This is a genomic window from Mesorhizobium sp. M1142 (assembly GCF_040318565.1).
Classification (GTDB): Bacteria; Pseudomonadota; Alphaproteobacteria; order Rhizobiales; family Rhizobiaceae; genus Mesorhizobium.
On the sequence record NZ_JAMYMK010000003.1, the window covers coordinates 126,841 to 149,926 of the forward strand.

Here is a 23,086-nt window from a genome sequence, read left to right on the forward strand (position 1 = left end):
GAAATCCGATGGGTTGCAAGCGATTTTCCTCCGGCAGGACCCAGCCGGAAAGGGACGACGATGAAAGCGATCGAATTGCGGAGCCCGGGCGGCTTCGAGAACCTCAAAATGGTCGAGCGGCCGATGCCTGGACCAGGGCGTCAGGAGATGATTGTGAAAGTCAAGGCCACGGCGCTGAACTACCGCGATGCCGAGATCGTCCGCGGCAGCTATCACACGAAGTTTGCATTGCCGCTGGTGCCGCTGTCGGACGGCGTCGGCGAAGTCGTTGCCATCGGCGCCGAGGTCAGCCGGTTCAAGATCGGCGACCGGGTCTGCGGCACCTTCTGGCAACGCTGGGTCGGTGGCAGTTTCGCGATGGCTGAGCCCTCCTACCAACGCGGCGGCCCAATCGACGGGCTGCTCAGCGAATTTGCCCGGCTCGACGAACAGGCGGCGGTGCTGGCGCCGGCCAATCTGAGCGACCTCGAAGCAGCGACGCTGCCATGCGCCGGCGTGACGGCATGGCACGCGCTGTTTACGGAGGGCAGCGTCAAACCCGGCGACACCGTGCTTTGCCTCGGCACCGGCGGCGTTTCGCTGTTTGCGGTGCAGTTCGCGGCCGCTGCCGGGGCGCGCGTCATCGTGACGTCGAGCAGCGACGAGAAGCTTGCGCGGGCAAAGCAACTTGGCGCGCAGGATGGCGTGAACTATCGCAGCATCCCCGATTGGGCATCGGCCGTGCTGGGATTGACCGATGGCCGCGGCGCCGACCATATCATCGAGGTTGGCGGACCGCAGAGTTTTGCACAATCCCTGAGGGCAGCGGCGCGCGGCGCCCAGATCAACGTCATCGGCTATCTCGGCGGCAGTGACGGCGCCATCAACCCGCTCGACATCTTCCGCCGGCAGGTCCGGGCGCGAGGCATACCGGTGGGCTCACGCGAATCCTTCGAGGCGATGAACCGCGCCATTGTCGTCAACCGGTTGAGACCGGTGATCGACCGGGTTGTGCCGTGGAGCCAGGCCGCCGAAGCCTTTCGGTACCTTGAACACGGCTCGCCCTTCGGCAAGGTCGTGCTCGATCATACGCAGTGAGCCCGCCTGACGAGCCCGGGTGCGATGAGTCGCGAGATCGCGATCAGGGCAGGCGGTTGGCCCGTTGCAGCGCCTGCTGTGTCTGCTCGTCGGTCAGGCCCTGCAGGAAATCGTCCATTTCTTGGTCGATGAGCCCGGCGCGGCGGGCGACAACATACCAGGCGCCGGCTAGGATCAGATCCGGATCGGTGCCGATGCCGTTCATGTAGAGCTTGGCGAGACGGTTCTGGGCAGCGACATTGCCGCCTTCTGCGGCCTGCTTCATCCAGTTGAAGCCGGATTTCAGGTCGCGTGCGCCGCCGCGCCCCTCGATCATCCAGGTGGCGAGATCGATCTGTGCGGTGTCATAGTTCTGCCGCGCGGCCTGTGCCAGCAGGCCGCGGGCGCGGACATCGTCGCGCGGCTTGCCGCCGGCGCCGTTGGCGTAGACCTGTGCCATCGCATATTGTGCGTCGGCAAGCCCGGTCGCGGCAGCGCGCTCGTAATAGGATACGGCTTTGGCAATACCGGCATCGCCGGGCTCCTGCTCGACCATCAGCTGCGCAAAATTGAACTGCGCCAGGCGGTTGCCGGCCTCGGCGGCGGCCTGCATCAGCGCATAGGCTTCCTTTTCGTCCTTTTTGACGTAGCGGCCGTCGAGCAGCATCAGCGCATACTGGAATTGCGATTCCGGCACGCCCTGCTCGGCGGCAAGCGCATACCACTTCGCCGCCCCAGCCGCGTCGACCGGCACGCCGAGGCCGCGCGACAGTATCTCGGCCACCAGCGTCTGTGCCGCCGGATCGCCGTTTTGAGCACGGGACAGCGCAAGATTGTAGGCCGTCTTGTAGAGCCCGCGCTGAAAGGCGCCGTAGGCGGCGTCGGACGGCTTTGCGCCGAAGCGGTCGGGGTTGATGGTATCGGCCGACGGCAACGGGGCGGTCGTGGCGGGCTGCGGCAATTGTGCGGCGATCGGCTTATCGGCAGGTTCGCTGGAATCCGGCCTGGGCTGCGGTAGCGGAACGGGTTCCGCCGCTATCGCCTGCGTCACGGCCGTTGCAAGAAAGGCGCTGAAAAGGATTTTCCGCGAGAGCACGTCAGTCCTCGAAGCGCGGCGCGGTTTCGTCGAGCAGCGCGTTGGCGGCGGCAACCGCCGTCTTCGGATCGGCGCCGTCGGCGAAGACGGCGCTGGACAGCGCAACGAATTCGGCACCGGTGGCGGCGACCGCTTCCACCGAGGCAAGATCGGATCCGGCCATGACGATGCAAGGGATCTGGATCACGTCCGCCCACCATTGCCCCAGCGACAGGTTGCGCGGGTGCGGCTCCGGCTTGTTGTCGTAACCGAAGCGGCCGAAGAAGATGTAATCAGGCCTGAGCTCGCCGAGTTCCAGCGCATCATCGCGGGTCTTGGCGCCGCCGGTGCCGACCATCATCCTGGCCTGGAAATGTTCGATCGTTTCGGCGAGCTCGTCCTTGCCGACCTCGACATGAATGCCGTCGGCCTGGACGCGGCCGGCGATGCGGGTGTCGCCGGCAATGATGACGGCAATGCCGGCCGCTTGCGCCACCGGCACGATCTGCTCGGCAAAGGCCTGGAAGGCGGCCTCGTCCATACCGTTTTCCGGCAGGATAAGCGAGGCGACGTCACCGCCGTCGAAGGCCGCGGCGATGCGCTCGGCCGGCACGTTTGGCGGCGCGATCAGCACGATACGGCAGCGGTTGGGCGGCGTTGCGTCATTCATTGGTGTTCGGTCCCGGTTATCGCCTATGCCGGGCGAAGATGGTTGCATTGCGGCATAGAGCAAAGTGCGGGAGTTGAACAGGCGGCAGGGGGTCGCTTGCGGGCTCTAGGCTGGCACTTTCGATTTCCACAGCGACCAGCCGAGGTTCATGCCGGCGGCGGCGACCAGGATGGCGGCGGCGCCGACGATCTGCGCCGGCTGCAGACGATGACCGAAAGCGACCACGTCGACGAGGATGGCGACGACGGGATAGATGAAGGACAGCGATCCCTGCAGATGCGTCGGCAGCTTCTGGATGGCGCCGTACATGAGGATGTACATCAGGCCGGTATGGACGATGCCGAGCGTCGCCAGCATGCCCCAGCTCCGCGCGTCGGCGGGAAGGTGGGTGAGATTGGCGAAGGGTGCCAGCATGACGACGCCGACACAGACCTGGATCAAGGCGATCAGGTGCGGCGGCGTGCCTTTGAGTTTCTTGGTGACGATAGCCGCAACGGCCCAGAAGAAAGCCGCGGCCAGCGCCATCGCAATGCCGGCAAAGTAATCCGTACCATGATCGCCTGCATCGGGCGCGGCCTGCACGATCAGCAGCATGCCGGCGAAGGCAATGCCGAGCCAGGTCAGCTTGGTCATCGTCAGCCGTTCAGAGAAGAAGAGCGCGCCAAAACCCACCAGCATGAAGGGCTGCGTGTTGTAGACAGCCGTGGCGATCGAGATCGAGGCACGCGAAAACGCGCTGAACAGCAGCAGCCAGTTGATAACGATGGCAGCACCGCCGAGAGCCGCGATGGCTACAATGCGAAGCGACAGCCTGCCGCGCAGCAGTCCCAGCGCCGCGCAGATAATCAGCAGCGTTACCGCCCCGAAAGCACAGCGCCAGAACACCACGTCCATGATGGGCTGGCCGGAAAGGACGACGAACCAGCCGATCGTGCCGAGGATCGCCATCGCCGCCGTCATTTCGATCGTGCCGCGTACCGTGTTGTCCATGGATGCTCCCGAACCTTTGTTGAGATTTTATAATCCCACAGCGGATCGGGTCTTTCCATGACTTGTAGCCGGTGATATGCAGGACGAGCCTCATTAAATTAGGTAAACATCGCTCTTTTCCTGGAATTGTAAAATGCTGGACGAGCTCGATAGAAAGCTCCTCGATATCCTGGTCAAAGATTCACGGACCTCGCTGAAGGAACTGGCGCTGCAGGTCGGGTTGTCGTCGCCAAGCGTTTCGGAGCGGCTTCGACGGCTAGAGGATCGCGGCGTCATCCGCGCGTTCACCATCGACATCGATCCGCAGGCGCTCGGCTACGCCTTGCAGGCGATCGTTCGCGTCCGGCCATTGCCGGGCAAGCTGCACATCGTCCAGAAGCTGATCGAGGAAATCCCCGAATTCGGCGAATGCGACAAGGTGACGGGCGATGACTGCTTCGTTGCGCGGCTGTTCGTCCGCTCGATCGGCGAGCTCGATGGGATTCTCGACCGCATCGCCGACAAGGCCGAAACCAGCACCGCGATCATCAAGGCGCAGCCGATCCGGAGACGCCCGCCGCCGCTCGACATGCCAAACATGTGACGGGTTTCGGTGGCGTGGCCCACATATTTGCGGTCGCGGTCTGGCCATTTCTGGTCTATTCCAGAGATCACTTCCCTCCAGCCTCCTTTCCCTCATGTCAGGCCTGCTCGTCGATCCCTGGTTCTATGCCGCGGCCATTCCGGCCGTCATCCTCGTCGGCCTGTCGAAAGGCGGCTTCGGCGGCGCCGTCGGCTTTGTCGGCGTGCCATTGATGGCGCTGACGATGCCGCCGGTTCAGGCTGCCGCTATCCTTCTGCCAATTCTGTGCCTGATGGACATTGTCTCGGTGTGGACATGGTGGGGCATCTTCGACCGCAAGATGCTGGCCGACATGATGCCGGGCGCCGTGATCGGCATTGCCCTTGGCTGGCTGACGGCGGCCTTGGTCACCGAAGAGATGGTAAGGCTGATCGTCGGCGCGGTTGCCCTGATCTTCGTGCTGCGCTGGCTCTATTTGCAACTCCGCCACGGTGCCGGCCACGCGGCGGAGCCCAACCGCGTCGCCGCCGGCCTCTGGGGTACCGTTGCCGGGTTCACCAGCTTCGTCGCCCATGTCGGCGGCCCGCCTTTTCAGGTCTATGCGCTGCCGATCAGGCTCGATCCGAAGGTGCTGTCGGGCACCGCGGCGATCTTCTTCGCCGTCACCAATGCGCTGAAGCTCATCCCCTATTTCGCGCTCGGCCAGTTCGACACCACCAATTTGACCGCGTCGGCGGTGCTGATGCCGCTGGCGCCGCTGTCGACAATCGCCGGCGCCTGGCTGGTGCGGCGGATGCGGCCGGAGTTGTTCTATCCCTTCACCTATGCGACCGTGGCGGTCGTCGCGGTTAAGCTTCTGTGGGACGGCATCGCCGGCCTCCTGTAAGACGGCGGCCCCAGTCGGCCGCCGTCGGATTCCTTAAACCTCAGGCGGCACTCGGCAGCAGCGGCCGCGTCCTGCCAAGCGCCAGGGCAACGCCGGTTGCTAGCACGAACGCCATGCAGCCCAGAATGGTGATGTCGTGCAGCGTCGGCTTCAGCACCATGTCTGCGATGATCACCAGCATCACCGAATAGTCGAAGCGCGCGGCATTGAGGACGCGCTGGCCCTGGGCAAGCACTGCCGGCGTCACGCCATCCTTGGCGATCATGCCTGCCATGCGGTCGGCAGTCGGCTTGAAGACGAACATGCCGATGCAGAAGGTCGTCGCATAACCGGCAAGGCCGATCAGCACCCACAGATCGGAAAAGCCGACCCAGAAGCCGCACATGATGAGGCCGAAGAGCAATGTCAGCATCGACATCGGCGCGAAGAACCGGTTGCCGAGCTCGCCGGTGGCGCGCATCGCCTGCAGCATGCCTTCGACGTTTCCGGCACGGTCGGCGCGTACCGCAAGCAGCATCAGCGTGAAGCCGCCGCCGACCCAGAGGATCGCCGAGACGATGTGCAGAAATTTAACGACCGAGTACCAATCCATTGTTCGCTCCTTGAGAGATTTTCATGATTGCCGGAGCGCAAGGTTTGCTCCGCCTCGTTGCGAGGAGCGCGGCGTTTAGCGCGTCGCCTGTTTCGGAACGATGTCGCGGGCAGTGCCGCTTTGTTTCGGTATGTCGGTCACGATCTGGAAGAACCATGGCGCAAGCGGGTCGCCCCCGCTTCCAGCCAGTGGTGTGAACGCCGCCCTGGCCGGTCAGCTGTGCTGTTACGGCACAGATGCCGGGCCCTTGATCGAAAAATATGCGCTGCGTTAAGGCTTCGTTAAGCTTTACAGGCGTTTACTATGTCCATCCAGTGATCTGGATTCTTACCGAGTGGTTGGAGCCACTTTGTTTGACGCCTCCCTGTTAAACTCCTGAGAGCCGCCTTATCCGCGGCTCTTTTTTTGTGCGCCGGCATGGGCGTCTAGCGGCTAAATGCGGCCGTTAACCGTTTGTTAAACATGTGCTTGCCTTCGCTGGCAGCGAAGCGCATTTTCAAGCTTCAGTCGTTTAGGCTGCCGGATGTGGCAGACCAAGAGCCGAATCGGCCGGCTGTGAGGCAAGTGCAGGGGCGTGGCAATGAACGAGCCTTCGAAGGCTGGCGCGAAAACCATCAAGCTGGCGGAGCGCCGGGTTTTCTCCCAATCCTTCAAGCCGCTCTATCAGGAAGGCATGGGCCTGGTCGAGCAGGCGGCCGAGTATCTCGACGGCAAGGGCCGCGCCGAGGCCAAGAAGCTGTCGAGGCCGGCGGCGACGCTTTATGCGGCCGAATCGATGCGGCTGACCACCAGGCTGATGCAGGTCGCCTCGTGGCTGCTTTTGCAACGGGCGGCGAATTCCGGCGAGATGACCCGCGATCAGGTGGCCTCAGAAAAATCCAAGGTGCGTCTCGACACCGCCTCGGCGCATGAGGAGGCGCCCGGCTGGGCCGAATTGCCGAACGATTTCACCGACCTCGTCAACCGCTCGCTGCGCCTGCAGGCGCTGGTGCGCCGCATGGACGAGGAGATCTATGGCGGCCTCACCGAGGTGCCGCCGTCGAGCCGTCGCCTCAATCCGGTGTCCGACCAGATCACGCTGCTCAACACGGCTTTCGCCCGCGGCTGAGGGACCGTTTGATAATTCTACTCCGACGGACACCTAAGGCCGCCTCGGTTCTCGAAAATCACGCCATCTGCCTCGTCAGAGCGAATCTCAAACAGCCTGCGCGACGTAGCCACCCCTCGTTTCTGGTTTGTTCACATTTCGCTGGCATCGCTGTCTACCAGGGGTAAAGTTGGCGGATGGGGGAAGCGATTCGCATCATCGGCATCGATCCGGGGCTGAGGCGCACCGGTTGGGGCATCGTCGAAAGCCTCGGTAATTCGCTGCGCTTCGTCGCTTCCGGCACGGTGCGGTCCGACGACAAGGCCGCCCTGGCGATGCGTCTTTGCCAATTGCATGATGGGCTCGCCGAGGTCCTGCATGCCGCGATGCCGCACGAGGCGGCGGTCGAGCAAACTTTCGTCAACAAGGACGCCGCAGCGACGCTCAAACTCGGCCAGGCACGCGGCATCGCCATGCTGGTGCCGGCGCGTGCCGGCCTTGTCGTTGCCGAATACGCGCCAAACGCCGTCAAGAAGGCGGTGATCGGAGTCGGCCATGGCGACAAGAAGCAGATCCACATGATGGTCAAGGTGCTGATGCCGAAGGCGACTTTCGACAGCGACGACGCCGCCGATGCGCTGGCCATCGCCATCTGTCACGCACACCACCGGCAGAGCATCGCCTACAGGCTGGCGGCGCTGGTCGGATAAGTTTGTTCTTGACTTGTTCTCAGGCCGGCAATAAGTAATACCGACGAGGTATTACCATGCGCGTTACCACCAAGGGGCAAGTGACCATCCCGAAGGAGATCCGGGATCATCTGGGTATCGGCCCAGGTTCGGAGGTGGAGTTCGTTCCCACCGAGGACGGCGCTCGTGTTATGGCGGTCAACGAAAACATGTCGGAGGAGGAAGCCTCGCGCAGATTCAGCCAGATGCTCGGCCGTATGGCCGGTACGCTGGATTTGGGGGGCATGACGACGGACGAATATATGAAATGGCTGAGGGGCCCGCGTGAAGACCTCGACATTGATTGACACAAATGTCTTGGTCGACGTTTGGGGTCCTGCCGGACGGGAGAGAATGTGGTCTGCGTCGGCAATTACCGCATGCCGGCGCGACGGCGCGCTTGTCATCAACACAATCGTCTGGTCCGAGCTCGCGCCGCTGATTGCAACGGAGCAGGCCCTTCGCCAGGCAGCCGACATGCTCAAGATCGAGCGTGAATTCGTGCCGTGGGAAGCAGCCTTCCTTGCCGGTGTCATGCACTCGCGCTATCGCCGCGCCGGCGGCATTCGCGAACGAACCTTGCCGGATTTCTTTATCGGCGCCCATGCAGTTGTCGCCGGGCATCGCCTGCTGACGCGCGATGCTGCGCGCTATCGCAGCTACTTCCCGGACCTCGACATCATCTCTCCGGAAACCCACCCGGCATGATCGGCACGCTCAAATGATCGGCAAGCTAAAAGGCACGCTGGACGAGATCGACGAGGATTTCTGCATCGTCGACGTGCATGGCGTCGGCTACGTCGCCTATTGCTCGGCGCGTACGCTGGCGGCATTGCCGCAGCCGGGCGAGGCGGTGGTGCTGTTCATCGAGACCTATGTGCGCGAGGACATGCTGCGGCTCTATGGGTTCCAGTCGGTGCTGGAGCGCGAGTGGTTCCGGCTGTTGATGAACAATGTGCAAGGCGTCGGCGCTAAAGTGGCACTGGCCATCCTGTCGACGCTGGCGCCGGCCGATCTCGCCAATGCGATTGCGCTGCGCGATATCGCCATGGTCAGCCGTGCGCCCGGCGTCGGCAAGAAGGTCGCCGAGCGCATCGTCACCGAGTTGAAGAACAAGGCGCCGGCCTATGCAGGCACTGCCTCCGGCACCATCGGCCTGAAGCAGGAGCTCGGTGAGGGCGTTGCCTCGGCGCCGATCACCGACGCCGTCTCGGCGCTGGTCAATCTCGGCTATTCGCGCGACACCGCCGCCAATGCAGTCGCAGCGGCGCTGAAGGCGGCAGGTGAGGAGGCGGACGCATCGAAGCTGATCCGCTTCGGGCTGAAGGAGCTCGCACGGTGAGACGTTGCTGGAAAGTGAAATTCCAACTACTATGTGATCGGTAAGAATTTTCTCCAGGAGTAAGAATATGGGCGCATATGCCAGTCTGACCTCCAAGGGACAGCTCACGATTCCAAAGGACGTCCGCGACGCCTTGTCGCTCAAGACGGGCGATACGATCGCCTGGACGGTCATGGATGGTTACCTGATCGGAACGCCGCGCAACCTCGGATTTGCCGACCTCGCCGGATTCTTGGGAGATCCGCCTGGCGGTCCCGCTACGCTGGAGGAAATCGACGCCGCTGTGCGGGATGCAGTCGGCCGGCATGTTGTCGGGGATAGATCAAATGACGGACAAGAGGGTCCCGCTTGACGTCGATCGGCATCGATACCAACGTTCTGCTTCGCATGGTGCTCAATGATGATCCGGAGCAGCGGGCAAAGGCGCTTGCGTTCGGCAGCGGCCTTAGTGTGAAAATGCCCGGCTTCGTGAGTTTGATGGTGCTGGTCGAATTCAGCTGGTCGTTGGCTTCGCGCTACAGGCAGCCAAAGGAACAAGTATTGGCCGCAATCCAGAGGCTGCTCAAGATCAAGACGCTGGAGTTCGAAGACTTCGATGCCATCGTCATCGCGCTCGAGCGATCGAATTCAGTGCAGGTCGACTTTGCCGACGCGTTGATTGCGGAACACAATCGAAAATTAGGTTGCTCGCACACGGTCACCTTCGATCAGCGCGCTGCCAAGGCCATTCCCGGTATGGAACTGCTCGCATGAGCCTTTCGCCACGCCTAATTGCTCCCGACAGACGCGGCGAGGACGCCGAGCAGACCTTGCGGCCGCAGACGCTCGGCGACTTCGTCGGCCAGGCTGCGGTGCGGGCCAATCTCAAAGTCTTCATCGAGGCCGCCAAGGGCCGCAGCGAAGCGCTCGACCATGTGCTGTTCGTCGGCCCGCCCGGCCTCGGCAAGACGACGCTGGCGCAGATCATGGCGCGCGAGCTCGGCGTCAATTTCCGCTCGACCTCGGGTCCGGTCATCGCCAAGGCCGGCGATCTGGCGGCGTTGCTCACCAATCTCGAAGACCGCGACGTGCTGTTCATCGACGAGATCCACCGGCTCAACCCGGCGGTCGAGGAAATCCTCTATCCGGCGATGGAGGATTTCCAGCTCGACCTGATCATCGGCGAGGGGCCGGCGGCGCGCTCGGTCAAGATCGACCTGGCTCGCTTCACGCTAGTCGCCGCCACCACCCGGCTCGGCCTGTTGACCAACCCGCTGCGCGACCGTTTCGGCATTCCGGTCCGGCTCAATTTTTACTCGGTCGAGGAACTCGAGCAGATCGTGCGGCGCGGCGCCCGCATCCTTGCCATGCCGCTCGGCGACGACGGTGCCTTGGAGATCGCCCGGCGGGCGCGCGGCACGCCGCGCATCGCCGGGCGGCTGTTGCGCCGGGTGCGCGACTTCGCCAGCGTTGCCGGCGACGGTCATGTCGACCGCAAAGTCGCCGACGAGGCGCTGACGCGGCTGCAGGTCGACGGGCTCGGCCTCGACGCGCTCGACCGCCGTTATCTGTCGATGATCGCCCGGAATTTCGGCGGCGGGCCGGTCGGCATCGAGACCATCGCTGCCGGGCTTTCCGAGCCACGCGATGCCATCGAGGACATCATCGAACCCTTTCTGATCCAGCAAGGCTTCATCATGCGTACCCCGCGCGGCCGCGTGCTGGCGGCCAATGCCTGGCGGCATCTCGGCCTCGACGCGCCGAAGGACCTGGCGCAGCAGCAGATCAGCCTGTTCCAGGAAGAGCCCTAAGTTCCGCTACTTATGGCTTTGCTGCTGCCAGTTCCCCGGCCCAGCCCTCCAGGTCTTGATCATCGCCGGTCTATGCGCAAAACAGGTGGTGTCAAAACAGATGCTCGTCGGGACCAAAAGGACAGCGCAATGGACGATCATGGTGAATCGGCGTTGTCCGCCGGGCTTTCCGGAGCGCTGACGGAATTCGGCCATCGATTGATGGCGCGGGTCTATTATGCAGACACCGATTTTTCCGGCGTCGTCTACCACGCGCGCTATCTCGAATTCTTCGAGCGCGGCCGTTCCGACTATCTGCGGCTGGCCGGCGTCCACCACACCGAGCTTGCCGACGGCAGGCATGGCGAGAGAATAGTCTGGGTGGTGCGGCGCATGGAGATCGACTTCCGCGGTTCGGCCCGCATGGACGACATCCTGACCATCGATACGCGCACCGACGAGATTTCCGGCGCCCGCATCGTCATGGCGCAACAGTTGAAGCGCGGCAGCCAAGTGCTGGTCGAGGCGCGTGTCGAAGCGGCGATTGTCGGCGAGAACGGGCGGCCGCGGCGCTTTCCCAAGGACTGGATCGCAGCCTTCATGCCCAGAACGCGCAAATAAGGTCTCAGAGGCGGACGATCCGGAACTCCTGATCGAGGCGAGGATCGCCGGGCGGCTCGTCGGGGCGCGGCAATGCGCCGCGCTGTACGTCATAACCCATCCTTAACCATAACGGTCCATGAAGGGATTGGTTAAGATTGGGAGAATCCAAGCGCCTTCCTTTCACCAATATTTGCCCCGAAAAGGCCGCCAACGGTGCATTTGGGGTTATTCCGCAAGCTTAACGCGAACGGACCACAAGGGATGCCCATGGGCCAGCCGCCAGCCACGCCCGGAAAATCTTTAAGGACGTAACATGGAAAACATCGCTCTCGCCGACCCGGGCGCGCATTTATCGATTTGGGCCTTGTTCATGCAGGCCGGTTGGGTGGTCAAGCTGGTCATGATCGGCTTGCTCTGCGCCTCGATCTGGACCTGGGCGATCATCGTCGACAAGCTCGTCGCCTATGCCCGCATGCGGCTGGCGCTCAACCGCTTCGAGCAGGTGTTCTGGTCGGGACAATCGCTGGAAGAGCTTTACCGCACGCTCGCCGACCGCAAGACGACCGGCATGAGCGCGATCTTCGTCGCCGCCATGCGCGAATGGAAGAAAAGCTTCGAGAAGGGCGCGAAATCGCCGCTCGGCCTGCAGACCCGCATCGACAAGGCGATGGATCTGGCGTTGACCCGCGAAATGGAAAAGCTGGAAGGGCGGCTCGGGTTTCTCGCCACCACCGGCTCGGCGGCGCCCTTCATCGGCCTGTTCGGCACCGTGATCGGCATCATGACCTCGTTCCAGGCGATCGCCGCCTCGAAGAACACCAGCCTGTCGGTGGTCGCGCCCGGCATCGCCGAAGCGCTGCTGGCGACAGCCATCGGCCTGCTCGCCGCCATCCCGGCCGTCATCGCCTACAACAAGCTGTCGTCGGACGCGAGCAAGATCGCGGTGCGCATGGAAGGGTTTGCGGATGAGTTCTCCGCCATACTCTCGCGCCAAATCGATGAAAAAGTCGCGCAGAAGGCCTGAGGAACGATCATGGGAATGTCCGTAAGCGCAGGTGGCGGAGGACGCGGCGGGCGCGGCCACAGGCGGCGCGGCCGCCATCACGCCTTGATATCGGAGATCAACGTCACGCCGATGGTCGACGTGATGCTGGTGCTGCTGATCATCTTCATGGTCGCAGCACCCTTGCTGACGGTCGGCGTGCCGATCGACCTGCCGGATACGCAGGCCAAGGCGATGAACGCCGATACGCAGCCTATAACCGTGTCCATCAACCCGGCCGGTCAGATTTACCTCCAGGAAACCGAGATCCCTGTCGAGGAGCTGGTGGCGAAGCTGCAGGCGATCTCGAAGACGGGCTATGACGAGCGCATTTTCATCAGGGGTGACAAGGCGACGGATTACGGCACGGCCATGAAGGTGATGGCCCGCATCTCGGCTGCCGGCTACAAGAATATCGGCCTGGTTTCACTGCAGGAACAGGATCAGTAGACGCAAGATGAGGACCGGCCTCACCACATCGGTGATCTTGCATACGGTGGCGATTGCCTTCGGGCTGTTCACCTTGTCCTCGCCGCCCGCGATGCCTGCGTCCGATGCGGAATCGGTGTCGGTCGAGATCGTGCCGATGGAAGCGACGGCACAGGTCCTGCAAGGCGACAAGAAGTCTGTGATGCATGACAAGCCGGCGCCGCTGCCGACACAGCGTCCCGACATCGTTCCCGATGCCCAGAAAGTCGGCGATAACAGCGTCGATACCGACAAGCCGCCGACACCTGAGCCCAAGCCCCAGCCAGTCGACATGACGGCGGCTCCGCCACCCGCGCCGACGCCGGTCGAAAAGCCCAAACCCGAGGACGTGCCGAAGCCGAAGGAAGAGCCGAAGCCTATTCCCGCTACGGAGGTCGCGCCGGTGCCGCAGCCGAAGGAAGAGGTCAAGCCCGAGCCGGTCAAGCAGACCGAGCCCAAGCCGACGCCGGCCACGGAGCCGACGCCCACGCCACCGCAGGACAAGACCGCCGCGATCGATCCGCAGCCCGAGGTCAAGCCGGATGCCGTCGCCGAGGCGATTGCCAAGCAACCGCCGACCGAGGAGGCGCAGCTTCCGGACTCGGCGCCAGCACCCGAGGCTCGGCCGAAGCCGCAGCCGGCCCAGGCCGAAAGCGCCAAGGCGCCCGAGCGCAAGGATGCCGACAAGCCGGTCAAGGAAGCCTCGTCCAGGCCGAAATCTGAAGACAAGCAGTTCAACGCCGACGAGATTTCGGCTCTGCTCGACAAGCGGAAGCCGTCCGGCGGCGGCGCCAAGCGCTCGACCCAGCAAGCATCGCTCGGCGGCGACAAGGATCAGGGCCAGAAGCTTTCGAAATCGGAGCAGGGGGCATTGGAGGCCCAGCTTAGTAATTGCTGGACCCTGCCGGTAGGGCTCGAGGGTTCGGAGAATTTCGTGGCTGTGATCCAGTTCAACCTGGACGCCTCCGGCAAGCTGGATGGCCGGCCTACTGTCGAAAAATCGAGCGGAAACCGCCCGTTTGACGAAAGTGCAGTGCGCGCGGTTCAGAAATGCGACATGGCCGGCCTGCAGGTTCCGGCGGGCAAGCAAGACATCTGGTCCGACGTTCGGGTCACTTTTGACCCTAGGGAGATGCTCGGCCTTTAGGCCCGGCGCTCACAGAATCAGCGAAAGAAGCGAGAAGACATGAAATCCATCCTCAAGCCGCTCCTGACGATCGCAGCGATGGCGCTGGGTATGACCGTTGCCGTCACCCTGCCGGCGCGGGCGCTCGTTGAGCTCAACGTCAATAAGGGCAATGTCGAGCCGTTGCCGATCGCCATCACGGACTTCCAGGGCGGCGATGCGCTCGGCGCCGAGATTTCCGGCATCGTCAGTGCCGACCTGAAACGCTCCGGCCTGTTCGCGCCGATCGACAAAAGCGCTTTCATTGAAAAGATCTCGAGCCCGGATGCCACGCCGCGCTTCGAAGACTGGAAGGTGATCAATGCGCAGGCGCTGGTCACCGGCAGTGTCGGCAAGGAGGCTGACGGCCGCATTCGCGCCCAGTACCGGTTGTGGGACACGTTTGCCGGCCAGCAGATGTCGGGCGAGCAGTTCTTCGCCAACGACGCCAATACCAGGCGCGTCGCCCATATCATCGCCGATGCGATCTACGAGCGGCTGACCGGCGAGAAGGGCTATTTCGACACGCGCGTTGTCTTCATCGACGAGTCCGGTGCCAAGAATGCGCGCAAGAAGCGGCTTGCCATCATGGACCAGGACGGGGCCAACGTCCGCTATCTCTCGAACGGCAAATCGATCGTGCTGACGCCGCGCTTCTCGCCGAACCGGCAGGAAATCACCTACATGTCCTATGAAAGCGGTCAGCCGCGGGTGTACCTGCTGCAGATCGAGACGGGGCAGCGCGAGCTGGTCGGCAATTTCCCCGGCATGACGTTTGCGCCGCGCTTTTCGCCCGACGGCCAGAAGGTGATCATGAGCCTGCTGCGCGATGACGGCAATTCCAACATCTTCGCCATGGACCTGAGAAGCCGCTCGACGACCAGGCTTACCAACTCGACCGCCATCGACACCTCACCGTCCTACTCGCCTGACGGCAGCAAGGTGGTGTTCACCTCGGATCGCGGCGGCCGCGCGCAGATCTATGTGATGGGCGCCGACGGCTCGGGCCAGACCCGCATCTCGTTCGGCGACGGCGTCTATTCGACGCCGGTATGGTCGCCGCGCGGCGATCTCATCGCCTTCACCAAGCAGACCGGCGGCGAATTCCAGATCGGCGTCATGCGCACCGACGGTTCGGGTGAGCGCATCCTGTCTACCGGCTTTCAGCAGGAAGGGCCGACCTGGGCACCCAACGGCCGGGTGCTGATGTTCTTCCGTGATTCCAATGGCGGACCAAAACTTGTTTCGGTCGATCTCACCGGCCGCAACGAACAGCCGATCCCGACGGCGAACTTCGCCTCGGATCCGGCCTGGTCGCCGCTGCTGGAATAGGCGGGAAGAGGAATTGAGGAATTGAAGAACTGACGAACTGACGAGTTGAAGAACTGAAGAGTTGAAGAACTGAAGAATGGAGAAGGCAGAGGTCACATCGAGCACGCGAGGGATTTAGAAGTCTATAAGCGTGCCTATGCGGTTTCCCTTGGGGTACACAGAGCCACGCTTGCCTTTCCGAAAATGGAGCAATACGCGCTCGCCGATCAACTACGTCGTTCCAGCAAGGCGATCTGCGCCAATTTGGCCGAAGGCTTTGCCAAACAGACCCACTCCAAGCCCGAATTCGCACGGTTCACTTCGATGGCCATAGGATCGTGCAGTGAAGTGGAGACCTGGATTTCGTATGCGTTCGACCTCGAGTACATCACACAGGCGCAACGCGACGATTGGTTGCAATCCTATGCCCGCGTCTATGGAATGCTGGTCAATCTCAGAGAGAAGCTGAGGTGATCTCTTCCTCAATTCCTCAATTCCTCAACTCCTCAATTCCCTCTTTTCATGTTTTGGCCGCATTTCCGCCTACGGTCCGCGCTCATTGTCGCCCTTGAGTAGCCCTCGGCAGAACGGTTGCGGACGGCAGCCGAAACCAAATTTTAACCGTGTTTCTTGAGCGTCGGTTAACCCAAACGTGGTTACTGGACGATCAATGAAATCACTCGAATTGCGAAGGAGAGGCGGCATGGGCCGTATCGCAGCACTTACCACAAACCCGGTCATGATCGCGCTTGTCGCGATGCTCGCGATCACCGGTTGCGCCTCGAAGAAGACGCCGAACAGCGCCGCCGATCTCGGCCTCAACGGCGCCGGCGCGGCAACGCCCGGGTCGGCCCAGGACTTTACCGTCAATATCGGCGACCGCATCTTCTTCGATACCGATTCTTCCTCGATCCGCGCCGATGCGCAGACGACGCTGTCGCGCCAGGCGCAGTGGCTGAACCAGTACAAGCAGTATGCCATCGTCATCGAAGGCCATGCCGACGAGCGCGGCACGCGCGAATACAATCTGGCGCTCGGCGCCCGCCGTGCTGCCGCCACCCGCGACTTCCTGGTCGCCAAGGGTGTTTCGGCGCAGCGCCTGAAGACCATTTCCTACGGCAAGGAGCGTCCGGTCGCGGTTTGCGACGACATCTCCTGCTGGTCGCAGAACCGCCGCGCCGTGACCACCCTGAGCGGCGCCGGCTCCTGATCGGCAAAAATGCAACACTTAGTGCGAAAGGCGGCCGCAGGGCCGCCTTTTTCGTATCTGCTCGCTCCAAACAAAATTTGGCCGAAGTCTCACGTCCTGTTAAGAGCCGAGAGCGTCTGGCCAGTCCCCAGTTGGCTGGTCTACTTCGAGTGAGAGGCGCGCAACAATGGTTTCACGGCGAGAGGCACATGCATTTCAGATCGGTCTTGAGCGGCACGCTTGCGCTGCTGCTCGTATCAAGTATCGCGGCACTTGCTGACGGTATCGGGGCAAACGCCACCGAGCAGTCATCGGAAAGCGGTTTTTCCTTCCATCTGCCGACGATCAAACTGCCCGCCATTTTCGGCGAAAGGAAAAAGCCGGATCAGGTTCAATTCGCACAACAGGATGGCACCGGCACTCCGGCGCTGGAGGAACAGCTCCGGCAGATGAACGGCAAGATCGAGGAACTCAATTTCCAGGTTCTGCAGATGCAGGAGCAGATCCGCAAGCAGCAGGAAGACAACGAATTCCGTTTCCAGCAGTTGGAAGGCGGTCCGCAAGGCGCGCAGCAGCCGGCCGGACAGAAGAAGTCCGAGGCCGCGCCCAGCAGCGACGGTAACGTGGCGGAGGTCCCGGCAACGCAGGCTCCGGCCGACGCGGGCAAGGCAGCAGACGGCGGCAAAAGCGTCGAAGACGTCATCATCGAATCGCCCAACGGCGATCCCGGCAAGCTGATCCCCGGCGCGCCGCCTAAGACGTTCGGCACCATCACCGTCGACAAAAACGGCAATGTCGTCGAAGCCGATGGCAATGCGCAGGCGAACGCGCCGTCGCAGAATACGGCCCCAGCCAACGGCGCCAGCGCGGCCGGCAACAAGGCCGGTAAATCCGACGACACGGTGGTCGCGGCACTCCCATCGACCAACGACCCGGAGGAGCTTTACCGCAACTCTTACCAGTTCATCCTGTCGGGCGACTACAGCACCGCCGAACAGGGTTTCCGCGATCACATCGCCCGTTTTCCCCGGGACGCCAAAGCGGCGGATGCGCATTACTGGCTTGGTGAATCGCTGCTCGGCCAGCAGAAATACCGCGATGCGGCCGAGATTTTCCTCGCTGCCAGCAAGGACTATCCCAAGGCCAAGAAGGCGCCCGACATGCTGCTGAAGCTCGGCGTTTCACTGGTCGGGCTGAAGCAGCGCGACGTGGCCTGTGCCACTTTCAGCGAGATCGGCAAGCGCTACCCTGATATTTCCGGCGCGCTCAAGGAGCGGGTCAAGCAGGAAAGGGCACTCGCGGCGTGCTAGTTTTTCCGTTGCGTGTCGCTGCCGCAAAACCGGGCCCACGCTTGGGCGACATGCATGACGCTCGACACCGGGCCTGACCTTTCGGATTTTTCGCGGATCGACTTTTCCAACGGCGCTGTTGCGGCCGTGTCCGGCGGCAGCGACTCGACCGCCCTCCTCCTCCTCCTCAAAGCCCATCTCGACCGTAACGCCCCGGCAACGAAATTGCTGGCGGTGACGATCGATCACCAATTGCGGCCGCAAGCGGCAGCGGAAGCGCAAGCCGTGGCCAGGCTGTGCGCGGCGCGCGGCATTGCCCATCGCATCCTCGCCTGGTCGGGGCACAAACCATCGACCGGCCTGCCCGCCGCCGCGCGCGAAGCCCGATACCGGCTGCTCGCCGAGGCCGCCGACGCGGAAGACATCGGCCTGATCCTGACCGGCCACACCGCCGACGACCAGGCCGAGACGGTGCTGATGCGGCAAGCACGTGACGACGGGCCAGGTGAGGAGAGGCCGCGCGACGAAGGGCGGGGCCTTGCCGGCATGGCGCCGGCAACCCTCTACGAGTGGCGGCACTGGATCGTGCGGCCACTGCTCGGCGTAAGGCGTGGGGCACTGCGCGAATTCCTGCGGCGTGAACAGGTTGCCTGGATCGAAGATCCGACCAATGCCGACACCGCTTTCGAGCGGCCGCGCGTCCGCGCAGCACTTGCCGAACGCGATAGTGCGCCTCGCGTGGCCGAAGCGATAGCGTTGGCCAGAAAGGTGGCGGCCGAGCGTGAGCAATTGGGACGCCGCGCGGCCATGCTGATCCGCAGCTTGGCCTCCAGGCCAGCCGCCGGCCTCGTCCGCCTCGACCGGGATTTTGCGACTGAAAGCGACAGCGGGGCGGCTATTTATGCGCTGCGCATTCTGCTGGCGGCGACCGGCGGCACAGCCTTCCTTCCCGACCAGGCCCGCAGCGGAGCCCTTTTCGGCCGGCTCCGCACCGGGGCGCTTTGTGCCACATTGTCGCGGACCGTGATCGATGCCCGGCGTACCGGTATCTTTTTGCATCGCGAATTGCGCGATCTGCCGCCCGCTGTCGAGGTTTCCGACAATGCCCTTTGGGACGGCCGCAGACGGATCACATTGGGCGACAGTTCAAGTGCATTGTTGATCGCGCCGCTGTTGGTAGCCCCGCTCGGGGCGGCTCTTGCCGCAAAGCGGGCAATTGCCGGGCATGGCACGCCGGCAAGCCTTGTACGCGCAGCCCTGGCCGCCGAGCCGGCGTTATGGCGGGATGGCGAATGCCTTGGTCTGCCTGGGGAAGGCCCGGGTTTGCCCGGGGAAAGCCCGATGCCGGCGGCTGTCGCCGCATATCCGGCAGTCGCGCCCTTCGCCCGTTTCCTGCCGTCCTTCGATCTGGCGCCGGCCGATGCCGTCGCCGCCTTGCTTGGCGCGGCGCCGGTTCCAGCCTCGCCATTCGGCGGCCACAGTGCCGGCCTACCACGGGCGAAAGCTTAACCGAGACCTGCTGTTATGCTTGGCAAGGGGAGACGCTCTCCCTATGTTAGGGCCAAGTTTCCTCTCACGACGCGTGTCCGCCCAGCGGCGCCAACGGGACAATTGATGAATCCGAATTATCGCAACCTCGCGCTCTGGGCGATCATAGCGGTCCTGCTCATCGCTCTCTTCAATCTTTTCCAGACGCCGCAGACGCGTGGGGCCTCGAGCGATGTCCCCTATTCGCAGTTCCTGCAGGAAGTCGGGGCGGGACGGATCAAGTCGGTGACCATCGCCGGCGCCCGTATCTCCGGCAATTACACGGACAGCTCCAACGGCTTCCAGACCTATTCGCCTGGGGACCCATCACTGGTTTCGCGTCTGCAGGACAAGAACGTCACCATCAATGCGCGTCCTGAATCCGACGGCTCCAATTCGCTGTTCGGCACCCTGATCTCCTGGCTGCCGATGATCCTCATCCTCGGCGTCTGGATATTCTTCATGCGCCAGATGCAGTCCGGTTCCGGCCGTGCCATGGGCTTCGGCAAGTCGAAGGCCAAGCTTTTGACCGAAGCGCATGGCCGCGTCACCTTTCAGGACGTCGCCGGCGTGGACGAAGCCAAGCAGGATCTGGAAGAGATCGTCGAGTTCCTGCGCGACCCGCAGAAATTCCAGCGGCTCGGCGGCAAGATCCCGCGCGGCGTGCTGCTCGTCGGTCCTCCCGGAACCGGCAAGACGCTGCTCGCCCGCTCGGTCGCCGGTGAAGCCAACGTGCCGTTCTTCACCATTTCGGGCTCGGACTTTGTCGAGATGTTCGTCGGCGTCGGCGCAAGCCGCGTCCGCGACATGTTCGACCAGGCCAAGAAGAATGCGCCTTGCATCATCTTCATCGACGAAATCGACGCGGTCGGCCGCCATCGCGGTGCCGGCCTCGGCGGCGGCAATGACGAACGCGAGCAGACGCTGAACCAGCTGCTGGTCGAGATGGATGGCTTCGAATCCAACGAAAGCATCATCCTGATCGCCGCCACCAACCGGCCCGACGTGCTCGATCCGGCGCTGCTCAGGCCGGGCCGCTTCGATCGCCAGGTGGTGGTGCCGAACCCCGACATCGTCGGCCGCGAGAAGATCCTGAAGGTGCATGTGCGCAACGTGCCGCTGGCGCCCAATGTCGACCTCAAGGTGATCGCGCGCGGCACGCCGGGCTTTTCCGGCGCCGACCTGATGAACCTGGTCAACGAGTCCGCCCTGATGGCGGCGCGGCGCAACAAGCGCCTCGTCACCATGGCCGAATTCGAGGACGCCAAGGACAAGATCATGATGGGCGCCGAGCGCCGCTCGTCGGCGATGACGCAGGCCGAGAAGGAGCTGACCGCCTATCACGAGGCCGGCCACGCCATCCTGGCGCTCAACGTGCCGTCGGCCGATCCGTTGCACAAGGCGACCATCATTCCGCGCGGCCGGGCACTCGGCATGGTCATGCAGCTGCCGGAAGGCGACCGCTATTCGATGAGCTACAAATACATGATCTCGCGCCTCGCCATCATGATGGGCGGCCGTGTCGCCGAGGAGTTCAAGTTCGGCAAGGAGAACATCACCTCGGGCGCCTCCTCCGATATCGAGCAGGCGACCAAGCTGGCGCGCGCCATGGTGACGCGCTGGGGCTTCTCCGACAAGCTCGGCCATGTCGCCTATGGCGACAACCAGGAGGAGGTGTTCCTCGGCCATTCGGTGGCGCGCACGCAGAACATCTCGGAAGAGACGGCACAGATCATCGACGCCGAAGTGCGCCGGCTGATCGACGAGGCCTATTCGACGGCAAGGTCAATCCTGACCAAGAAAAAGAAGGAATGGATCGCGCTGGCGCAAGGCCTGCTCGAATACGAGACGCTGTCGGGCGAGGAGATCAAGCAGCTGATCGCCGGCAATAAGCCCGCCCGTGACCTCGGCGACGACACGCCGCCGAGCCGTGGCTCGGCCGTACCAAAGTCCGGCCGCCGCAAGAAGGGCCCCGAGCCCGAAGGCGGCATGGAACCCCAGCCGTCAAGCTAGGGCCCAGGACAGATCGACTTCGAAACGCCGCGGGCTCTAACCGCGGCGTTTTCCTTTTGATGTTCTCGAAGGCGCTGAAGCTGCCGATCTCCGCAGTTGTGGGCAGGGCTATCGCAGGTGGAAAGCCGAGGCTTTCGCTCTACGATGACCCCTAACCCCATAAAGGGGAGGGAGACTCGGCGCCGACCTGGGCAAATTGCGTGCCTTTCCGGCGCCAAGGGCTCAACGGCGCCGACGACCCGCCCTCCGAGGCGGGTTCTTTGCTTCCGGCGGCGGACAGAGGGAGCGAAGGAACGCGACCTGACAGTTGGTCCGACCTCGGAAGGCCCTCTCACTTGTTCGGCAATAACAAAAAAGCCCGCGAACCTTGCGGCTCGCGGGTTCCTATCGTCGGATGATGATGGCGCCGGTCAGCTCTTCAGCTTGGCGTTGCAGAGGCTGTAGAAGCCGCCGCCCTTCTGGATCGACCTGAGGCCGCCCAGCGTGTTGGCGTCCTTGTTCGCGTAATAGAGGTCGAGGCAGGTGTGCATGCGGCCCTTGGCCGGGGTCTCGGTTGCATACTTCTTGGAGATCGCCGTCGGGAATTTCACGCCCTGGGGGGCGGTGATGGTCGGCGGCTGCGGATCGCCGGTATACTTGGCATCAGGAGCCGGCAGGGTGTCGTCGTCGGCTGCGCCGGCGCCGCATTGGCTCTTGCGGAAGTCGTTCCACTTCATGCCGTTCAGCGTGTTGCCGGCCTTGGCAGCCTGATATTTGGCGCTGCAATCAGCCATGCTGAGGCCTTTGCCGGAATCGGTCGCGGCGGCTGTCACCGCCTCGGCAGGTGCCGCGGCAGGCTGTGCCGCTGCAGTTGCGCCGGCGGCGCATTCACTCTTGCGGAAGTCGTTCCATTTCATGCCGTTGAGGGTGCCGGCAGCCTTGGCGGCCTGGTATTTGGTGCTGCATTCCTTGGCCGTCAGGCCCGGCGCAGCGTCGTCGGCGGCTGCCGCAGCCTTGGTCGTGGTGGCGGGTTGTGCGGCTGCCGTCGCGTCGGCGGCGCACTGGGTCTTGCGGAAATCGTTCCACTTCATGCCGTTCAGCGTGCCGGCGGCTTTTGCCGCCTGGTACTTGGTGCTGCACTCCTTCGCCGTCAGGCCCGGTGCCGCATCGTCGCCGGCGGCTGCCTTGGTGGTGTCAGTGGCCTTGGCCGGGGCGGTGTCGGTCGTAGCGGCGGTGGCATCGGTGCCGCATTGCGCCTTGCGGAACTGGTTCCAGTTCTGCCCGCCAAGCGTTCCCGCATCCTTCGCCGCGTTATACTTGGTGCTGCACTCGGCCATGGTCAGCGCATTGGCAGGCGCCGCCAGGAACAAGATCGCGACGGCAAGACCCGTCAAAGTGGCAAGTCGGTGGATGAGCATGCGTTTTCTCCCTATGGCAGTTCATGATATGTCCCAGTGCAGCAATAGCGCTCAACGGCTGGTTGCGCCAGATGCTAAGTAGCGTAGAGACAAATTTAGAAGTGCATTCTTTTCTTTAAGGTGATGAATTCGTTGCCGGGACCGTCTCCGAGCCAAGTTCGTCCGGGTGCATTGCACGGAGAGCGCGCATATGGCTGGTTCCCAGCGAGGCCACTGCGTCACATGACGGCCAGTCAAATCGGCGGGTGCGGAGGACCTGAGCCTACCGCTGTCTGGAGCCGCACGATGCGGACTCGGGTTCAAGGCCACACTGCCACAGACCAAA

At 63.2% G+C, this 23,086-nt stretch carries 26 protein-coding genes; 21 read left to right on the forward strand and 5 right to left on the reverse strand.

Annotated features, from left to right (window positions below):
- Nucleotides 1-60: 60 nt before the first annotated feature.
- Entirely contained in the window at nucleotides 61-1,077 is a 1,017-nt protein-coding gene (locus tag NKH42_RS06930) for a zinc-dependent alcohol dehydrogenase family protein (protein ID WP_352504939.1), read from the forward strand.
- Between the two features lie 43 nt (nucleotides 1,078-1,120).
- Here NKH42_RS06930 and NKH42_RS06935 read toward each other — a convergent pair whose 3' ends face one another.
- The 3 genes from NKH42_RS06935 to NKH42_RS06945 all read right to left on the reverse strand — a co-directional run bounded on the left by NKH42_RS06935 (nucleotide 1,121) and on the right by NKH42_RS06945 (nucleotide 3,791).
- The gene (locus NKH42_RS06935; RefSeq protein ID WP_023678013.1) at nucleotides 1,121-2,152 is read right to left on the reverse strand and encodes a tetratricopeptide repeat protein; all 1,032 of its coding nucleotides are present in this window, start codon (nucleotides 2,150-2,152) and stop codon (nucleotides 1,121-1,123) included.
- Nucleotide 2,153: 1 nt separating this feature from the next.
- On the reverse strand, nucleotides 2,154-2,801 hold the full coding sequence (locus tag NKH42_RS06940) for a thiamine phosphate synthase (protein WP_352504940.1): 648 nt from the start codon (nucleotides 2,799-2,801) through the stop codon (nucleotides 2,154-2,156).
- A gap of 105 nt (nucleotides 2,802-2,906) precedes the next feature.
- Nucleotides 2,907-3,791: a DMT family transporter gene (locus tag NKH42_RS06945; RefSeq protein ID WP_352504941.1), complete on the reverse strand. Its 885-nt coding sequence runs from the start codon at nucleotides 3,789-3,791 to the stop codon at nucleotides 2,907-2,909.
- 133 nt (nucleotides 3,792-3,924) lie between these two features.
- On the opposite strand from NKH42_RS06945, the gene NKH42_RS06950 reads away from it, so the two are divergent.
- Nucleotides 3,925-4,374 (forward strand): Lrp/AsnC family transcriptional regulator, encoded by a 450-nt coding sequence (locus NKH42_RS06950; RefSeq protein WP_352504942.1) that lies wholly within the window; start codon nucleotides 3,925-3,927, stop codon nucleotides 4,372-4,374.
- Nucleotides 4,375-4,468: 94 nt separating this feature from the next.
- A complete protein-coding gene (locus NKH42_RS06955; RefSeq protein ID WP_352504943.1) occupies nucleotides 4,469-5,239 on the forward strand; it encodes a sulfite exporter TauE/SafE family protein in 771 nt (256 codons plus the stop codon).
- A gap of 40 nt (nucleotides 5,240-5,279) precedes the next feature.
- Here NKH42_RS06955 and NKH42_RS06960 read toward each other — a convergent pair whose 3' ends face one another.
- Complete coding sequence (locus NKH42_RS06960) at nucleotides 5,280-5,831, reverse strand: DUF2269 family protein (RefSeq protein ID WP_352476095.1); 552 nt, start codon at nucleotides 5,829-5,831, stop codon at nucleotides 5,280-5,282.
- Between the two features lie 580 nt (nucleotides 5,832-6,411).
- Here NKH42_RS06960 and rcdA point away from each other — a divergent pair.
- The 18 genes from rcdA to ftsH all read left to right on the forward strand — a co-directional run bounded on the left by rcdA (nucleotide 6,412) and on the right by ftsH (nucleotide 21,364).
- Complete coding sequence (rcdA, locus tag NKH42_RS06965) at nucleotides 6,412-6,939, forward strand: protease adaptor protein RcdA (RefSeq protein ID WP_352504944.1); 528 nt, start codon at nucleotides 6,412-6,414, stop codon at nucleotides 6,937-6,939.
- Between the two features lie 176 nt (nucleotides 6,940-7,115).
- Nucleotides 7,116-7,628: a crossover junction endodeoxyribonuclease RuvC gene (ruvC, locus tag NKH42_RS06970; RefSeq protein WP_254816459.1), complete on the forward strand. Its 513-nt coding sequence runs from the start codon at nucleotides 7,116-7,118 to the stop codon at nucleotides 7,626-7,628.
- 56 nt (nucleotides 7,629-7,684) lie between these two features.
- Complete coding sequence (locus NKH42_RS06975; RefSeq protein WP_352504945.1) at nucleotides 7,685-7,954, forward strand: AbrB/MazE/SpoVT family DNA-binding domain-containing protein; 270 nt, start codon at nucleotides 7,685-7,687, stop codon at nucleotides 7,952-7,954.
- The gene (locus NKH42_RS06980; protein ID WP_352504946.1) at nucleotides 7,932-8,354 is read left to right on the forward strand and encodes a type II toxin-antitoxin system VapC family toxin; all 423 of its coding nucleotides are present in this window, start codon (nucleotides 7,932-7,934) and stop codon (nucleotides 8,352-8,354) included. Before NKH42_RS06975 ends, NKH42_RS06980 begins: the two co-directional genes overlap by 23 nt.
- A 13-nt stretch (nucleotides 8,355-8,367) precedes the next feature.
- Nucleotides 8,368-8,988 (forward strand): Holliday junction branch migration protein RuvA, encoded by a 621-nt coding sequence (gene ruvA / locus NKH42_RS06985; RefSeq protein ID WP_352504947.1) that lies wholly within the window; start codon nucleotides 8,368-8,370, stop codon nucleotides 8,986-8,988.
- A 67-nt stretch (nucleotides 8,989-9,055) separates the two neighbouring features.
- Entirely contained in the window at nucleotides 9,056-9,340 is a 285-nt protein-coding gene (locus tag NKH42_RS06990; protein ID WP_352476100.1) for an AbrB/MazE/SpoVT family DNA-binding domain-containing protein, read from the forward strand.
- Complete coding sequence (locus NKH42_RS06995; protein ID WP_352687200.1) at nucleotides 9,337-9,741, forward strand: type II toxin-antitoxin system VapC family toxin; 405 nt, start codon at nucleotides 9,337-9,339, stop codon at nucleotides 9,739-9,741. The genes NKH42_RS06990 and NKH42_RS06995 overlap by 4 nt, the downstream gene beginning before the upstream one ends.
- On the forward strand, nucleotides 9,738-10,778 hold the full coding sequence (gene ruvB, locus NKH42_RS07000; RefSeq protein ID WP_352504949.1) for a Holliday junction branch migration DNA helicase RuvB: 1,041 nt from the start codon (nucleotides 9,738-9,740) through the stop codon (nucleotides 10,776-10,778). The genes NKH42_RS06995 and ruvB overlap by 4 nt, the downstream gene beginning before the upstream one ends.
- Nucleotides 10,779-10,907: 129 nt before the next feature.
- Nucleotides 10,908-11,378, forward strand: coding sequence for a tol-pal system-associated acyl-CoA thioesterase (gene ybgC / locus NKH42_RS07005; protein ID WP_352504950.1), 471 nt, complete (start codon nucleotides 10,908-10,910; stop codon nucleotides 11,376-11,378).
- A gap of 295 nt (nucleotides 11,379-11,673) precedes the next feature.
- Complete coding sequence (gene tolQ, locus NKH42_RS07010; RefSeq protein ID WP_352489260.1) at nucleotides 11,674-12,384, forward strand: protein TolQ; 711 nt, start codon at nucleotides 11,674-11,676, stop codon at nucleotides 12,382-12,384.
- Nucleotides 12,385-12,393: 9 nt separating this feature from the next.
- Nucleotides 12,394-12,852, forward strand: a complete 459-nt coding sequence (tolR, locus tag NKH42_RS07015; protein ID WP_352504951.1) for a protein TolR — start codon at nucleotides 12,394-12,396, stop codon at nucleotides 12,850-12,852.
- A 7-nt stretch (nucleotides 12,853-12,859) separates the two neighbouring features.
- A complete protein-coding gene (tolA, locus tag NKH42_RS07020; protein ID WP_352687204.1) occupies nucleotides 12,860-14,017 on the forward strand; it encodes a cell envelope integrity protein TolA in 1,158 nt (385 codons plus the stop codon).
- 78 nt (nucleotides 14,018-14,095) lie between these two features.
- Nucleotides 14,096-15,367 (forward strand): Tol-Pal system beta propeller repeat protein TolB, encoded by a 1,272-nt coding sequence (tolB, locus tag NKH42_RS07025; protein WP_502896067.1) that lies wholly within the window; start codon nucleotides 14,096-14,098, stop codon nucleotides 15,365-15,367.
- A gap of 96 nt (nucleotides 15,368-15,463) precedes the next feature.
- Complete coding sequence (locus NKH42_RS07030) at nucleotides 15,464-15,820, forward strand: four helix bundle protein (RefSeq protein WP_352505151.1); 357 nt, start codon at nucleotides 15,464-15,466, stop codon at nucleotides 15,818-15,820.
- Nucleotides 15,821-16,049: 229 nt separating this feature from the next.
- A complete protein-coding gene (gene pal / locus NKH42_RS07035; protein WP_352504953.1) occupies nucleotides 16,050-16,556 on the forward strand; it encodes a peptidoglycan-associated lipoprotein Pal in 507 nt (168 codons plus the stop codon).
- 188 nt (nucleotides 16,557-16,744) lie between these two features.
- Nucleotides 16,745-17,845 carry a tol-pal system protein YbgF gene (gene ybgF, locus NKH42_RS07040; RefSeq protein WP_352504954.1) on the forward strand — a complete coding sequence of 367 codons (1,101 nt, stop codon included), beginning with the start codon at nucleotides 16,745-16,747 and terminating at the stop codon, nucleotides 17,843-17,845.
- A 54-nt stretch (nucleotides 17,846-17,899) separates the two neighbouring features.
- Nucleotides 17,900-19,333 carry a tRNA lysidine(34) synthetase TilS gene (tilS, locus tag NKH42_RS07045; RefSeq protein WP_352504955.1) on the forward strand — a complete coding sequence of 478 codons (1,434 nt, stop codon included), beginning with the start codon at nucleotides 17,900-17,902 and terminating at the stop codon, nucleotides 19,331-19,333.
- Between the two features lie 105 nt (nucleotides 19,334-19,438).
- Nucleotides 19,439-21,364: an ATP-dependent zinc metalloprotease FtsH gene (gene ftsH, locus NKH42_RS07050; RefSeq protein ID WP_352504956.1), complete on the forward strand. Its 1,926-nt coding sequence runs from the start codon at nucleotides 19,439-19,441 to the stop codon at nucleotides 21,362-21,364.
- A 410-nt stretch (nucleotides 21,365-21,774) separates the two neighbouring features.
- Here the strand turns inward: ftsH and NKH42_RS07055 are convergent, their stop codons facing one another.
- The gene (locus tag NKH42_RS07055; protein ID WP_352974012.1) at nucleotides 21,775-22,761 is read right to left on the reverse strand and encodes a hypothetical protein; all 987 of its coding nucleotides are present in this window, start codon (nucleotides 22,759-22,761) and stop codon (nucleotides 21,775-21,777) included.
- Nucleotides 22,762-23,086: the final 325 nt, after the last annotated feature.